This window comes from Streptomyces sp. NBC_00344, from assembly GCF_036088315.1.
In the GTDB taxonomy this organism is placed as follows: domain Bacteria; phylum Actinomycetota; class Actinomycetes; order Streptomycetales; family Streptomycetaceae; genus Streptomyces.
In genome coordinates this window covers 1,980,748-1,994,184 of sequence record NZ_CP107996.1, presented here as the reverse complement: position 1 = coordinate 1,994,184, position 13,437 = coordinate 1,980,748, and the positions used below count along the sequence as shown (strand labels likewise).

Sequence of the window (13,437 nt, the reverse complement as noted above, 5' to 3'; positions counted from 1 at the left end):
CGGGTCCGCTTCGGTCCGGAGCTGATCCTCGCGGATTTCGGACCGTGGACGGGATGGGGAACGGGTATGGCCAACACACTTGTCCAGCAGGCCCTGTTGTCGCTGGACATCGACGCGGCCCGGCTGCTGCGGCGGATCGAGGAACTGGGCAGGATCGGCAGGGACCCCGCCACCGGGGGAATCAGCCGGGAGGGCTTCTCCCCGGCCGACCGGGAGGCCAGGACCTACCTCATGAACGAGGCGAGAGCGGCCGGTCTGGTCCCCGCCGTGGATGCCGCGGGGAACGTCGTCATCCGCCCGCGACCCGTCGCGCACGGCGAGGAGCGACAGGCTCTGATGATGGGATCGCATCTCGACACCGTGGTCAACGGCGGTCGGCTGGACGGTGCCTACGGCGTGCTGGCCGCGCTGGAGGTACTGCAGACCTTCGAGGAGTCCGGCATCGAGCCGCGGTACGAGCCGGTCGCCGTGGCCTTCGCCAACGAGGAGGGCGCGCTGTTCCCCCAGCCGTTCTGGGGCTCCATGGCGATTGCCGGGCGTCTGGCCGGGCTGCCCCGTGAACCCGCGGACCACCACGGGCGGCCGCTGCGCGAAGCGCTGCGGCTGGCCGGCGGAGACCTGGACGCGCTCGGCAGCGCCGGCTGGCCCCGCGGCTCGGTGGCCGCGTACCTCGAACTCCATGTGGAGCAGGGCCCGGTGCTGGAGCGCAGCGGCAACCGGATCGGCGTGGTGGATGCCATCACCGGGCGGATCGTTCTCACCCTGGAGGTCACCGGCTCCGCCGGGCACTCCGGGACCACCCCCATGGAGGGGCGCCGGGACGCGCTCACCGCGGCGGCCCGGGTGGTGCTGGCCACGGAGAACCTCTCCCGGGACCGCGGCCTGTGCAGGGTCGCCACGGTGGGCCGGCTCGAAGCCCACCCGAACACACCCAACACCATCGCGGGCGCGGTCCGGATGACGGTGGACCTGCGGGACACGGATGTCTGGCGGGCGGCGGCCGCCGAGGAGGCTCTGCGGTACGCACTGCGGGTGATCGCCGAATCGACCGGCACCCGTATCGAGGTGGTGGCCGAAACGCGCTCCGACCCGGTGTCCACGAGCCGCACACTGCAGAGGGCCATCGAGAACAGCGCCGACGAGCTCGGGCTGCCGAGCGAGGTGCTCTCGAGCGGAGCGGGACACGACGCCCAGATGGTGGCCGACATCGCCCCCATCGGCATGATCTTCGTCCCCAGTATCGGCGGGATCAGCCATGTTCCGGAAGAGGACACCGCGGCCGTGGATCTCGTCGACGGCGCCCGCGTGCTGCTGCGCACCGTGCTCCGGACGGTCGACCATGCCGAGTGATCCGCAGGTCCGCCGACCAGCCACCCCACGAACCACGTCCACGAGGCACGGAGGAGTCAAGAAGATGTCTGAACGAGAAGGCAGGAGTATCGCGGTGTTCTGCGGTGCCCGGCCAGGTGTCCGTGACGAGGACCTGCTGTTCGCGCGGGACTTCGGTACGGCGCTCGCCCGGCACGGACTCGGTCTGGTCTACGGCGCGGGCGGGGCAGGCGTCATGGGCGCCGTCGCGGCCGGCGCGGTGGCCGCCGGCGGGGGAGTCACCGGAGTGATCCCGCTGCACCTCCGTGATCGGGAGCGCGCCGTCGAGGCTCCCGGCGCGACCTTCGTCGTCCGTTCCATGCATGAGCGCAAGGCCCTGATGTACCGGCTGGCCTCCGGGTTCGCCGTGCTGCCCGGTGGCATCGGCACGCTCGACGAGCTGATGGAGGTGGCGACCTGGAACCAGCTCGGTCTGATCGAGAAACCCGTCGTGGTCGTCAACCACCGCGGGTTCTTCGACCCCATGCTGGCCATGCTGGACCACCTGGTCTCCGAGGGATTCCTCTCTCTGAAGGAACGGTTGCTGCTCCAGGTCGCCGACACCTGTGAAGAGGCTCTGCAGCGGCTGGGCCTCACCGAGCCGGCTCTCGCCGGAACGGCGTGACGCAGCGGGTGTCCGGCAGCTGCCCCCGGCGTTCCGGGGGTGCGCGCCGGAGTCCTTCTAGTCGGGGCAGGACGGCAGATAGCCCTTCTGCACCGCGTAGACACCGGCCTGAAATCGGCTGCGTGCACCGAGATAGGTCATCAGCCCGGCCGCGATCCGACGTGATGTACGAGTGGAGACGCCGAGCCGCTTCGCGATAGCCTCGTCCGTGCACCCCTGGGCCAGCAACCGCAGAGCTTCGGCCTGCTGACGAGTGAGGGAGCCGGGATCCGGCTGCACCCGAACTTCCAGAGGGTCTGCGGACTGCCACACGCTCTCGAACAGTGCGTGCAGTGGGGCGATCATGCCCTGGGAGGTCAGCTCCACGGCGCCGGCCGCGGTGTTGTCCGTGTCGGACGCGATGATCACTGACTTCCGGTCGTAAATGATCATCCGGTTCGGCAGCGACGGCACCGTGCGCACCTGGCAGCCGCGCTGGGTGAGCCAGTGTGCGTGCTCAAGAGTGTCCGGGTCGCTGCGGATGCTTTCGAGGTAGACGGTCCGCATTTCCACTCCGCGCTCCAGCAACTGCTGGTTGAGCGGTTTGGAGGCTTCCATGTTGGCGACGGTCTGCGGTCCTCCCGGTGCGAACGTCAGGAGCTCCTGGGCGACATGGTTGTGCAGGGACGCCAGATGGTCGCGGATGGACTCCAGGCTCTCGAGATAGCGCACCCCCGAGCCGCCCGGCTGCTGCTGGCCGTCGTACTCGAGGATCAGTCTCGCCGCGGCCGCACGGCTCGCCTCGAGCCGCTGCTGCTGGGCGGCGACCTGCGCCTGCTGCTCGGAGAGAAGGAGTTCCATCCCCACGTGCGGGCTGACCGCATGAAGCTCATCGGGGTCGTTGACGGAGGCGCGTACCAGGGCCATCGCGCTCAGCCGGTCCAGCGCATCCCGTACGTCACGCTCGGAGAGGTCCAGCAGCGAACAGAGTTCGGCCACCCCCTGGGGGCGCCCGAGCATCCCCCGATAGACGGATTCTGCGACAGCGTCAAGTCCGAGGAGATCAAGCATCCGTCACGTAGCTCCGGTCCAGTGTCCAGAATCCAAGACAGCCAAAACAGTCGGCGAGATCAAGCGCCGCGAGGGTGAGTTGACGGTACGGGACAGGAATTTGCTAGGCAAGAGAGCAGGCTGGAATATGCCGGTTCAGACCTGATGCGGCATGTGCCGGTAAGGAACGACCGTCATGACAGTGCTGTGCGAACCTGAGGGCACATCATGTATCTCGTCCATGTTCATCTGCGCTCCCGCTCGAGCGGTGATCTTCTACCGGAGTGGACAGCGACGGCCATCGCCGACTGCGCGGCCGGCCTGGAAGGCTTCGAGCATGTCAGCGTGCACGCGGAAGCGTTCCCGCAGCCCGTCCTCGGGATCTATCTGCGGGCACCTACGCTGGAAGCGGCGGAAGCGGGCGCCGAGGCGCTGTGCAGGCGGGTCTGGTCGTGCCACCAGGCGCTGACCGCCTGGGAGGTCGTCCGGGCCGAGGTTCCCCTGCTGCCGGACGCCAATCTGTAAACCACGAGAGGCGCTTCACGTCCAGCGACTTTGCCCTTCCTTTGCTCGGATGGTGGTATTCCGCCGGAGAACCTGGACTGTGTATGCCAAGGCCGCTTTGACCAGGCCGACGCCTCTTTCCCTGCCCCAGGGCTGCCGCAAGACTCATGTCTGTCAGCGAAACCCGGCAGAATCGAGGGGCTGAAAATGTCTCACAAGACTTCGCGTAGATTCATTCAGGGAGCCGTCGCGGTGGGGGTTCTCACGATCTCGGGCGTACTTGGTGCGACTTCCGCGCATGCTGCGACACAGACGCGGAATTCCTCCCGAGTGGCCGTCGCCGCCACTCTGTCGAGCCACGTGACCAGGGCGGACGATCTCGGCTGGCAGTAAGGATTCCGCCTGTGCCCCGACCCGTCTGCTTAAAGGGGGAGACGTTGTGGACCGAGGTAATGCGGACTATCTGATAAGTTTGCGCGACAGGGGATACCTGAATCAACCTGTCGAGATGATTCCGCTCGAACAGATCGTCATTGACTTCTCGCCGCGTATCGACGGCGAGGACGAGAACTACACGCGGACGCTGGCCGAAACGGAAGCGGATCTGCCGCCCATTCTCGTACACCGCGACACCATGACTGTTGTGGACGGAGTCCACCGGCTGCGTGCGGCCGCTCTCCGGGGAGACGACCGCATCGCGGTGCGGTTCTTCGAAGGGGACCGTGCCGACGCGCTGATCCTTGCGGTGGCAACCAACGTCGCCCATGGGCGGCCGCTGTCCACTGCCGACCGGACGGCTGCGGCGAAACGTATCTTCGACTCTCGTCCGCAGTGGTCCGACCGTGCGGTTGCCGCCGTAGCGGGGCTCTCCGCGAAGACGGTTTCCCAACTGCGCAAGGGGACGGAAGCGGCACAGAGCGGCCGCAGGATCGGCCGCGACGGCCGGGCCCGCCCCGTCGACTCGTCCCACGGCCGAGAACTGGCCGGCGAACTCATCAGGAACAACCCGGGCGCCTCGCTGCGGCAGATCGCCGCACAGGCCGGACTCGCCCCGGCGACCGTGGCCGACGTCCGCGAGCGCATCCGCCGTGGCGAGAGTCCCGTACCGTCCAGGGCGGCCAGAGAGCCGGAGCCCGCCGAAGCGCCGATCCAGCTGCCCGCACGACGGGGTGCTCCGCGGAAACCCGCGCCGGCCGTCAATCCCGCCGAACTCCTCAAAATATTCGACTCGTTGAGGCGGGACCCGTCGCTGCGGTTCAGCGAGGCGGGGCGGGGCGTGCTGCGTATGCTGGACGCCTGCGTGCTCATCGCCCGGGACCGGCACAAGATCGCGGCCAGCGTCCCGCCGCACTGCAAGGAGACCATGGCCCAGCTCGCCCACGGCTATTCGGACATCTGGGATCTGCTCGCCGGTGAGCTGGAACAGGCGGGGGCCCAGTCGCCCTTTGCGGCAGAGGGCGGAGAGGTCGCTTCCCTGGGGGCGTGAGCCACAGGGGGCACCGGGGTAGCGAAGGGGAAGGACATGGCCGCCGTGGAGAAGGCGATCGGCGCGCACGGGCTGCGCGAGTTGCTCGGCAATTGGCGGCAGGGCGGTGGTAGCGCGTACCGCATGCTCGCCATGTCCGTGCGGGCTCTGGTGCTGGACGGCCGGGTCGCGGCGGAGAGCCGGCTGCCCGCCGAACGCGAACTGGCCACCGCACTGACGGTGAGCCGGACAACGGTCGCGGCCTCCTATGAACTGCTGCGTACGCAGGGGTTCCTGACGAGCCGTCGTGGTGCGGGCAGCTTCGTCGTCCGGCCGAAGGGCGGCCTGGAGCCGGGCGGGGGCAGGGTGATCGATCTGACCGCCGCCGCGATGTCGGCTCCCGAACCCTGGTTGTCCCGGGCGATGGACGCGGCTGTGGCGGAGCTCCCCCGCTATGCCCGCACGCACGGTGACTTCCCGGCGGGACTCCAGGTGCTCCGGGCGGCGATCGCCGCCCGGTACGAACAGCGCGGCCTGCCGACCACCGCGGAACAGATCATCGTCACCAGCGGCGCGACCGGCGCGTTCACCCTGCTTCTGCGGGAGCTCACCGTCCCGGCGGACCGGGTGGCCGTGGAGTCGCCGGGGCATCCCAACCTCCTCCGCGCGCTGAGCCTCACAGGCGCCGGCCCGGTGCCGGTGCGGATGCCGGACGATGGCTGGGACACCGGGGACTGGGCGGGTGTCTTCCGGACGGCAGCCCCCCGGCTCGCCTTTGTTTCGCCCGACTTCCACAGCCCGACCGGGCTGCTGATGTCCGGGGAGCAGCGCCGCGAACTCGTCTCGCTGTCCCGGTCGACCGGAGTGACGCTGCTCGTCGACGAGACCATGGCGGAGCTTTCACTCGATCCAGGGACGGCGATGCCGCTGCCGCTCGCCGCCCACGGCGCATCCGGCATGGGCGGCACAGTGATCACGGTCGGCTCTGCGGGCAAGACGTTCTGGGGCGGGCTGCGGATCGGCTGGATCAGGGCCACACCGGAACTCGTCCGTCGGCTGGCGGCCCGCCGGGCGGGCCTGGACATCGGTTCGCCGGTGGTCGAGCAGCTTGCCGTCGCCCAACTGCTTTCCGGTGAAGCTGTGTTGACTCAGGTGCTGTCGCATCAACGGGACCGGGTGCGCAGTCGGCGTGAGGCTCTTGTCGCGGCCTTGCGCCGGGAACTCCCCGACTGGACCTTCCGGGTTCCGGGCGGCGGACTCGCGCTGTGGGTGCGTACCGGAGGTGAGTCCGCGTCCGTCCTCGCCGCCGCGGCGGCGCGCATGGGTGTGCGGCTGGCCGCCGGCCCGTGTCACGGCACCGACGGTTTCCTGGAAGAATTCGTACGGCTTCCCTTCACCCAGCCTCCCGAGGTCATCACGGAGGCGGTACGACGTATCGGTGCGGCCCGGAAGACGGGCCGCTCGGACACGGTGGCGCATCACGCCGCTCCTGCCGTCCTGTGAGGACCGGTGCGGAAACCCGGGTGTGAAGGCCCTGATGGACCGCGAAATGAAAGGTGTCCGATGCCCGGCATTACGCGCGAGGAGGTTGCTCACCTCGCACGGCTGGCACGTCTGGAGCTGAAGGACGAAGAGCTTGATCACTTCGCCGGACAGCTCGATGACATTCTCGGCGCGGTAGCCCGCGTTTCCGAGGTTGCCGACCAAGATGTTCCGCCGACGTCTCATCCGCTGCCGTTGACGAATGTCATGCGGGCGGACGAGGTTCGCCCTTCGCTCACCCCGGAGCAGGCGCTCTCCGGTGCTCCGGCTCAGGAGCAGCGGCGTTTCAAGGTGCCGCAGATTCTGGGGGAGGACTAAGCCGTCATGAAGGACAGTACAGACAGCATTATCAGGCTCACTGCGGCTGGGACGGCTGCGAGGATTGCCTCGGGTGAGTTGTCGGCGGTCGAGGTGGCCGAGGCTCATCTGGCGCGGATCGAGGCGGTGGACGAGAAGGTTCACGCGTTTTTGCATGTGGACCGTGAGGGTGCGCTGGCGCAGGCGCGTGCGGTGGATGCGAAGCGGGAGCGGGGTGAGAAGCTCGGTCCGCTGGCCGGGGTTCCGCTCGCTCTCAAGGACGCCTTCACGACGAAGGGTGTGCCGACCACGGTCGGTTCGAAGATCCTCGAGGGGTGGCTTCCGCCGTACGACGCGACGCTGACGCAGCGGTTGAAGGCCGCTGATGTGGTGATCCTCGGCAAGACCAACATGGACGAGTTCGCGATGGGCTCGTCCACCGAGAACAGCGCCTACGGCCCGACCCGCAACCCCTGGGACATGTCCCGTGTGCCCGGCGGTTCGGGCGGTGGTTCGGCCGCCGCGCTCGCTTCGTACGAGGCGCCGCTGGCGATCGGTACGGACACCGGCGGCTCGATCCGCCAGCCGGGTGCGCTCACCGGCACCGTCGGCGTCAAGCCGACCTACGGCGCCGTCTCCCGCTACGGCCTCATCGCCTACTCCTCCTCCCTGGACCAGGGCGGGCCGTGCGCGCGTACGGTGCTGGACACAGCTCTGCTGCACGAGGTCATCGCCGGCCATGACCCGCTCGACTCGACGTCCATCGACGCACCGGTCCCGCCGGTCGTCGAGGCCGCACGCAATGCCTCGGTCGTGGGGATGCGCATCGGTGTGGTGCGGGAGTTCGCCGGCGAGGGGTACCAGTCGGGCGTGATGCTCCGGTTCCGTGAGTCCGTGGAACTGCTCCGGGAACTGGGCGCCGAGATCGTCGAGGTCTCCTGCCCGTCGTTCGATCTGGCGCTTTCGGCCTATTACCTGATCGCTCCGTCGGAGTGCAGTTCGAACCTGGCCCGTTTCGATGCCATGCGGTACGGGCTGCGGGTGGGTGACGACGGGACGAAGTCGGCCGAGGACGTCACCGCGCTGTCCCGTGAGGCGGGCTTCGGTGACGAGGTCAAGCGCCGCATCATCCTGGGTACCTACGCGCTCAGCTCCGGGTACTACGACGCGTACTACGGCAGCGCCCAGAAGGTCCGCACGCTCATCATCAGGGACTTCGAGCGGGCGTTCGCGGACGTGGACGTGCTGATCTCGCCGACCATGCCCACCACGGCCTTCCCGATCGGTGAGCGGGTCGACGACCCGATGGCGATGTATCTCGCGGACCTGTGCACCATCCCGACCAACCTGGCCGGCAACGCCGCCATGTCGTTGCCGTGCGGTCTGGCCCCCGAGGACGGACTCCCGGTCGGGCTGCAGATCATCGCCCCCGCCATGAAGGACGACCGGCTGTACAAGGTCGGAGCCGCCGTGGAGGCGGCGCTCACGCGGAAGTGGGGGCATGGGCTGCTGGAGGAGGCGCCCGCGCTCTGAGCAGGTGCACGCGAGGACACACGGCAGGCCCGGATGATTCAGCAGGCACAGGGAGGAACCCCGTCATGAGCGTTCAGTTCGAGGATCTGTTCACGCAGGAGATCTCCGGCGTCGTCGACGCTGTGGTGACCACCAACCGCAGCCCCGACGGGAGCCTGACGTTTCATCTCGTCATGGGTCCTGCCGACCGGCCTGAAGAGTGCGACCGCATAGAGTTCGCCCTCGATCCGGAGCACGCCGCCTCGCTGTTCGGCGCAACGGGCGGCCGCCAGGGGCCGTCCCTCAGCACGGCCTCCCCGGTGCCCTGCCGGGTCGGAGTCGAGTTGAACTGCGGCTCACCGGCACGCTGGTAAAGCCCATCGGGCGCTCGGCAAAAGAAATACCCCGGACGCATTGGCGTCCGGGGTATTTCTTCGCGTATATTGAACACTTCATGTCTTCGGGCACAACAAAGACACGAAGAAGCCTTATGGACACACCGTATCCCGTCAGGAGCTGAATTGTCAACCGAGGAATTGCAGAACGAACAGCAATTCGTCTCACGGCTCTACGAGCGTCTGGACGCGCTCCGTGAGCGTGCCGAGGCCGCCGTCCAGGGCTCATTCGCCCAGGTGGGCAAGGGACTCCAGGCGAGACTGGAGCGCGATGTCCTCGTGGCCGAGCGGACCGGGCTGCTGGAAGCGCTGAATTCCGTGGAGTCAGGGCTCTGCTTCGGGCGTATCGATTTCACCGACGGGACCCGGCACCACATCGGCCGCATCGGAATCCGCGCGGACGACGAGGAACGCACCCCACTGGTGATCGACTGGCGGGCCGATGTGGCGCGCCCGTTCTATCTGGCCACCGGCCATTCCCCGATGGGACTGCGCCGGCGCAGACACCTCACCACCCACGGCCGGACCGTCACGGCGCTGCACGACGAGATCCTCGACCTCTCCGACACCGAGCGCACCGGGCACGAGGGGGCCGATGCCGACGCCGTACTGCTCGCCGCGCTGGACTCCGCGCGCACCGGCCGGATGCACGACATCGTGCAGACCATCCAGGCCGAACAGGACGAGATCATCCGCGCGCCGTACCACGGTGTCCTGGTCGTCGAGGGCGGGCCCGGCACCGGGAAGACCGCGGTGGCGCTGCACCGCGCCGCGTATCTCCTCTACGCGCACCGGGAGCAGCTGGCCCGCCGTGCCGTGCTCGTCGTCGGACCCAACCCGGCCTTCCTCGGCTACATCGGTGAGGTACTGCCCTCGCTCGGGGAGACCGGCGTACTGCTCGCGACCCCCGGTGAGCTGTTCCCCGGTGTCACCGCCACCGGTACGGACACGGCCGAGGCCGCAGAGGTCAAGGGAAGCCCCGACATGGCCGGCGTGCTGGCCGGTTTCGTACGCGACCTCCAGCTGACGCCGGAACCAGGTGCCGCGCTGGTGATACCTCACGACGACGGAGACCTGCTGCTCGACTGGACCATCGCGGACGCGGCGCGCGCGGCGGCCCGCGCCACCGGGCTCCCGCACAATCTCGCCCGTCCGCACTTCGCGTTCCGGATCATCGACGATCTCACGGCGCAGCTGGCCGACCGGCTCGGCGCCGACCCCTACGGCGGCCCCAACTTCCTGGGTCCTGACGACATCGCCCAGCTCGGCAAGGCGATCGCCGCCAGCCCGGAAGTCCACTCCGCCATCGAGGAGCTGTGGCCACAGCTCACCCCGCAGCAGCTGCTGGCCGACTATCTCCGCGATCCGGTCCGGTTGCCGGATGCCGAAGCGGACGCGATCCGCCGCGAGGGCGGCGCCTGGACGCCCGCGGATGTGCCCCTGCTCGACGAGGCGGCAGAACTGCTCGGTGACGACGACTCCGCCGCGCGCGCGGCGGCGGAGGCCGCCCGGCAGGAGCAAGTCGCCTTCGCTCAGGGGGTACTCGACCTCTCGCAGGGCTCCGAGTCGTACGAATTCGAGGACGAGGAGTCCGAGCTGCTGGCCGCGCACGACATCATCGATGCCGAGCGGATGGCCGAACGCCATGAGGAGACCGACCGCCGCAGCGCCGCCGAGCGTGCCGCGGCGGACCGCACCTGGGCCTTCGGGCACATCATCGTGGACGAGGCGCAGGAGCTGTCCCCGATGGCATGGCGGCTGTTGATGCGCCGCTCCCCGACCCGCTCGATGACCCTGGTCGGCGACCCGGCCCAGACCGCCGAACCGGGCGGATGCGGGACGTGGGACGCGATCCTGGCACCGTATGTCGAAGACCGCTACGAACATGTGCGGCTCGGCATCAACTACCGGACGCCGGTGGAGATCATGGACAGGGCCGCGGCGTTCGTGAAAGCCGGTTCCCCTTCCTTCGAGCCTCCCCGCTCGATCAGGTCCACCGGAGTGGAACCCTGGACGCTCCGCACCGACGATCTGCCCGGCGCGGTCGCGTCAGCCGTCGAGGCCGGACAGCGCGAGCAGGGACGGCTCGCGGTCATCGCTCCGCAGGAACTCCACGCAGCCCTGCTGCCGCTTCTTCCGGACGCCGCGCACGGCCGCACCCCCGACCTGGCGAGGCCGGTCGTCCTGATCACGCCGCGTCAGGCGAAGGGGCTCGAGTTCGACTCGGTGATCGTGGCGGAGCCCCAGCTGATCGTCTCGGGTTCGGCGCGCGGCACCAGCGATCTCTATGTGGCGCTGACCCGGGCCACCCAGACGCTGGGGATGGTGCACACGGGGGACCTGCCCGCAGGATTGCGGCGATAGGACGACGGCGGGGCCGTCCCGGGCCTGCGGGGCGCGGGACGGCCCGGACGTCGCGGTGTGGTTCAGGCCGGCCTGAACCACACCGTCGCCAGCGGCGGCAGTGTCAGCTGCACGCTCGAAGGCCGTCCGTGGGCCTGCACCGACTCCGGCTTCAGCGGGTCCGTGTTCCGCACGTCCCCGCCGCCGTAGAGACCGGTGTCGGTGTTGAGTACCTCGTGCCAGGCGGGAACCGTCCCAGGGACCCCGAGACGGTACTCGTGCCGTACCACGGGGGAGAAGTTGGACACCGCGAGCAGGGGGGTGCCGTCGCCGTCGTAGCGCAGGAAGGCGAAGACGTTGTCCTCGGCCGCGCCGCCCTCCACCCAGGCGAACCCCTCCGGGGCGGTGTCGCGCTGCCACAGCGCCGGAGCGGCGCTGTATACGGTGTTGAGATCACGGACCAGGTCCCGCACCCCCCGGTGGTCGTGCGCCGCCTCATAGGTGGGGTCGAGCAGCCACCAGTCGGGGCCGTGCGCCTCCGACCACTCCGCACCCTGGGCGAACTCCTGCCCCATGAAGAGGAGTTTCTTTCCGGGATGGGCCCACATGAAGGCCAGATAGGCGCGGTGCGTGGCGCGCTGCTGCCACCAGTCGCCGGGGATCTTCGACACCAGCGCGCGCTTGCCGTGCACCACCTCGTCGTGGGAGATGGGCAGGACGTAGTTCTCGCTGTACGCGTACACCATCGAGAACGTCATCTCGTTGTGGTGGTACTTGCGGTGCACCGGCTCCTTGGTGACGTATTCCAGCGAGTCGTGCATCCACCCCATGTTCCACTTGAGACCGAAGCCGAGCCCTCCGAAGCCGCCGGCGCCGACCTGGTCGGTGGCCCGGGTGACGCCCTCCCAGGCGGTCGACTCCTCGGCGATGGTGACCACGCCCGGGCTGCGCCGGTAGACCGTGGCGTTCATCTCCTGGAGGAAGCGGACTGCGTCCAGGTTCTCCCGGCCGCCGTACTCGTTCGGCGACCATTCCCCTTCGTTGCGGGAGTAGTCGAGGTAGAGCATCGAGGCGACGGCGTCGACCCGCAACCCGTCGATGTGGAACTCCTCGCACCAGTACGTGGCGTTGGCGACCAAGAAGTTCCGGACCTCGGTGCGTCCGTAGTCGAATTCCAGGGTGCCCCAGTCCGGGTGTTCGGCGCGCTGGGGGTCCGCGTGCTCGTACTGCGGGCAGCCGTCGAACCGGGCCAGCGCCCAGTCGTCCTTGGGGAAGTGCGCGGGGACCCAGTCCATCAGGACACCGATGCCCGCACGGTGCAGCGCGTCCACCAGGAAGCGGAAGTCGTCGGGTGTGCCCATTCTGGCCGTCGGGGCGTAGAAACCGGTGACCTGGTAGCCCCAGGAACCGCCGAAGGGGTGTTCGGCCACCGGCATCAGTTCCACATGGGTGAAGCCGAGGTCCTGGACGTAGGCCGGCAGCTGGGTGGCAAGCTGACGATAGGTCAGACCTGGGCGCCAGGAGGGGAGATGAACCTCGTACACCGAGAAGGGGGCCTGATGGACGGGCCGGTCGGCGCGGTGCGCCATCCACTCGTCGTCCTGCCAGTGATGGTGTGCCTCGGTGACGATCGACGCGGTGGCCGGTGGTACTTCGGTACGGCGGGCCATCGGGTCGGCGCGGAGGGTGTGGCTGCCGTCCGGGCGCATCAGGTCGAACTTGTAGAGCGCGCCCTCCCCGACGCCGGGCACGAACAGTTCCCAGACGCCGGACGAGCCGAGGGAGCGCATCGGATGGGCGGTGCCGTCCCAGTAGTTGAAGTCCCCGCTGACGCGGACCCCGCGAGCGTTCGGCGCCCATACGGTGAAGCGGGTGCCGATCGCGCCCTGGACGACCATCGGCTGGGCGCCGAGCGCCTTCCACAGTTCCTCGTGGCGGCCCTCACCGATGAGATGCAGATCGAGCTCACCGAGCGCGGGCAGGAAGCGGTACGGGTCCTGGACCTCCATCTCGTTGTCGTCGTAGGTGACCAGCAGGGAGTACTCGGGAACGGTGCGCAGCGGAAGCAGAGCGGAGAAGAGTCCGTCACCGTCGTCATGGAGCTCGGCCCGCAGTCCCTGCGCCACCACGGTCACCGCCCGCGCATACGGACGGAGCACCCGGAGGGCGACACCGCCGGTCACCGGATGGGCGCCGAGCAGTGCGTGCGGGTCGTGATGGCCGCCGCTGAGCAGCCGCTCCCGGTCCCCGGCGGCCGGCTCGGGGGCGGGCCGCACACCCCCGCTCGGCTGGGTGGGCAGCACGGTGGCGGGGGACACCGGCTCGGGATCGGCGGGCGAGGGCGTACGGGACGGGCG

The 13,437-nt window shown here is 69.0% G+C and carries 11 protein-coding genes; 9 read left to right on the top strand and 2 right to left on the bottom strand.

Annotation, left to right across the window (positions count from 1 at the left end):
• Positions 1-66: 66 nt before the first annotated feature.
• Entirely contained in the window at positions 67-1,350 is a 1,284-nt protein-coding gene (locus tag OHS16_RS08785; protein WP_328536608.1) for a Zn-dependent hydrolase, read from the top strand.
• A gap of 64 nt (positions 1,351-1,414) precedes the next feature.
• Positions 1,415-1,993: a TIGR00730 family Rossman fold protein gene (locus OHS16_RS08780; RefSeq protein ID WP_328536607.1), complete on the top strand. Its 579-nt coding sequence runs from the start codon at positions 1,415-1,417 to the stop codon at positions 1,991-1,993.
• Between the two features lie 57 nt (positions 1,994-2,050).
• On the opposite strand, the gene OHS16_RS08775 is transcribed toward OHS16_RS08780, so the two are convergent.
• Positions 2,051-3,043: a helix-turn-helix transcriptional regulator gene (locus tag OHS16_RS08775; RefSeq protein ID WP_328536606.1), complete on the bottom strand. Its 993-nt coding sequence runs from the start codon at positions 3,041-3,043 to the stop codon at positions 2,051-2,053.
• A gap of 207 nt (positions 3,044-3,250) precedes the next feature.
• Here OHS16_RS08775 and OHS16_RS08770 point away from each other — a divergent pair, with 207 nt between their 5' ends.
• The 7 genes from OHS16_RS08770 to OHS16_RS08740 all read left to right on the top strand — a co-directional run bounded on the left by OHS16_RS08770 (position 3,251) and on the right by OHS16_RS08740 (position 11,101).
• A complete protein-coding gene (locus OHS16_RS08770) occupies positions 3,251-3,547 on the top strand; it encodes a hypothetical protein (protein ID WP_328536605.1) in 297 nt (98 codons plus the stop codon).
• Positions 3,548-4,034: 487 nt separating this feature from the next.
• Positions 4,035-5,012 carry a ParB/RepB/Spo0J family partition protein gene (locus tag OHS16_RS08765; RefSeq protein ID WP_328536604.1) on the top strand — a complete coding sequence of 326 codons (978 nt, stop codon included), beginning with the start codon at positions 4,035-4,037 and terminating at the stop codon, positions 5,010-5,012.
• A 36-nt stretch (positions 5,013-5,048) separates the two neighbouring features.
• Positions 5,049-6,494: a MocR-like transcription factor YczR gene (yczR, locus tag OHS16_RS08760; RefSeq protein WP_328536603.1), complete on the top strand. Its 1,446-nt coding sequence runs from the start codon at positions 5,049-5,051 to the stop codon at positions 6,492-6,494.
• 60 nt (positions 6,495-6,554) lie between these two features.
• Positions 6,555-6,851 carry an Asp-tRNA(Asn)/Glu-tRNA(Gln) amidotransferase subunit GatC gene (gene gatC, locus OHS16_RS08755; RefSeq protein WP_266852761.1) on the top strand — a complete coding sequence of 99 codons (297 nt, stop codon included), beginning with the start codon at positions 6,555-6,557 and terminating at the stop codon, positions 6,849-6,851.
• 6 nt (positions 6,852-6,857) lie between these two features.
• Positions 6,858-8,363 carry an Asp-tRNA(Asn)/Glu-tRNA(Gln) amidotransferase subunit GatA gene (gene gatA / locus OHS16_RS08750; protein WP_328536602.1) on the top strand — a complete coding sequence of 502 codons (1,506 nt, stop codon included), beginning with the start codon at positions 6,858-6,860 and terminating at the stop codon, positions 8,361-8,363.
• A gap of 65 nt (positions 8,364-8,428) precedes the next feature.
• Positions 8,429-8,716 carry a hypothetical protein gene (locus OHS16_RS08745; protein WP_328536601.1) on the top strand — a complete coding sequence of 96 codons (288 nt, stop codon included), beginning with the start codon at positions 8,429-8,431 and terminating at the stop codon, positions 8,714-8,716.
• 147 nt (positions 8,717-8,863) lie between these two features.
• Entirely contained in the window at positions 8,864-11,101 is a 2,238-nt protein-coding gene (locus OHS16_RS08740; RefSeq protein WP_328536600.1) for a HelD family protein, read from the top strand.
• A 62-nt stretch (positions 11,102-11,163) separates the two neighbouring features.
• Here OHS16_RS08740 and glgB read toward each other — a convergent pair whose 3' ends face one another.
• The gene (gene glgB / locus OHS16_RS08735; protein ID WP_328540772.1) at positions 11,164-13,383 is read right to left on the bottom strand and encodes a 1,4-alpha-glucan branching enzyme; all 2,220 of its coding nucleotides are present in this window, start codon (positions 13,381-13,383) and stop codon (positions 11,164-11,166) included.
• Between the last annotated feature and the right edge of the window lie 54 nt (positions 13,384-13,437).

Coding starts and splice junctions, on each gene's coding strand:
- OHS16_RS08785 (WP_328536608.1), top strand. CDS start 67: ATGGCCAACACACTTGTCCAGCAGGCCCTGTTGTCGCTGGACATCGAC.
- OHS16_RS08780 (WP_328536607.1), top strand. CDS start 1,415: ATGTCTGAACGAGAAGGCAGGAGTATCGCGGTGTTCTGCGGTGCCCGG.
- OHS16_RS08775 (WP_328536606.1), bottom strand. CDS start 3,043: ATGCTTGATCTCCTCGGACTTGACGCTGTCGCAGAATCCGTCTATCGG.
- OHS16_RS08770 (WP_328536605.1), top strand. CDS start 3,251: ATGTATCTCGTCCATGTTCATCTGCGCTCCCGCTCGAGCGGTGATCTT.
- OHS16_RS08765 (WP_328536604.1), top strand. CDS start 4,035: ATGATTCCGCTCGAACAGATCGTCATTGACTTCTCGCCGCGTATCGAC.
- yczR (WP_328536603.1), top strand. CDS start 5,049: ATGGCCGCCGTGGAGAAGGCGATCGGCGCGCACGGGCTGCGCGAGTTG.
- gatC (WP_266852761.1), top strand. CDS start 6,555: ATGCCCGGCATTACGCGCGAGGAGGTTGCTCACCTCGCACGGCTGGCA.
- gatA (WP_328536602.1), top strand. CDS start 6,858: ATGAAGGACAGTACAGACAGCATTATCAGGCTCACTGCGGCTGGGACG.
- OHS16_RS08745 (WP_328536601.1), top strand. CDS start 8,429: ATGAGCGTTCAGTTCGAGGATCTGTTCACGCAGGAGATCTCCGGCGTC.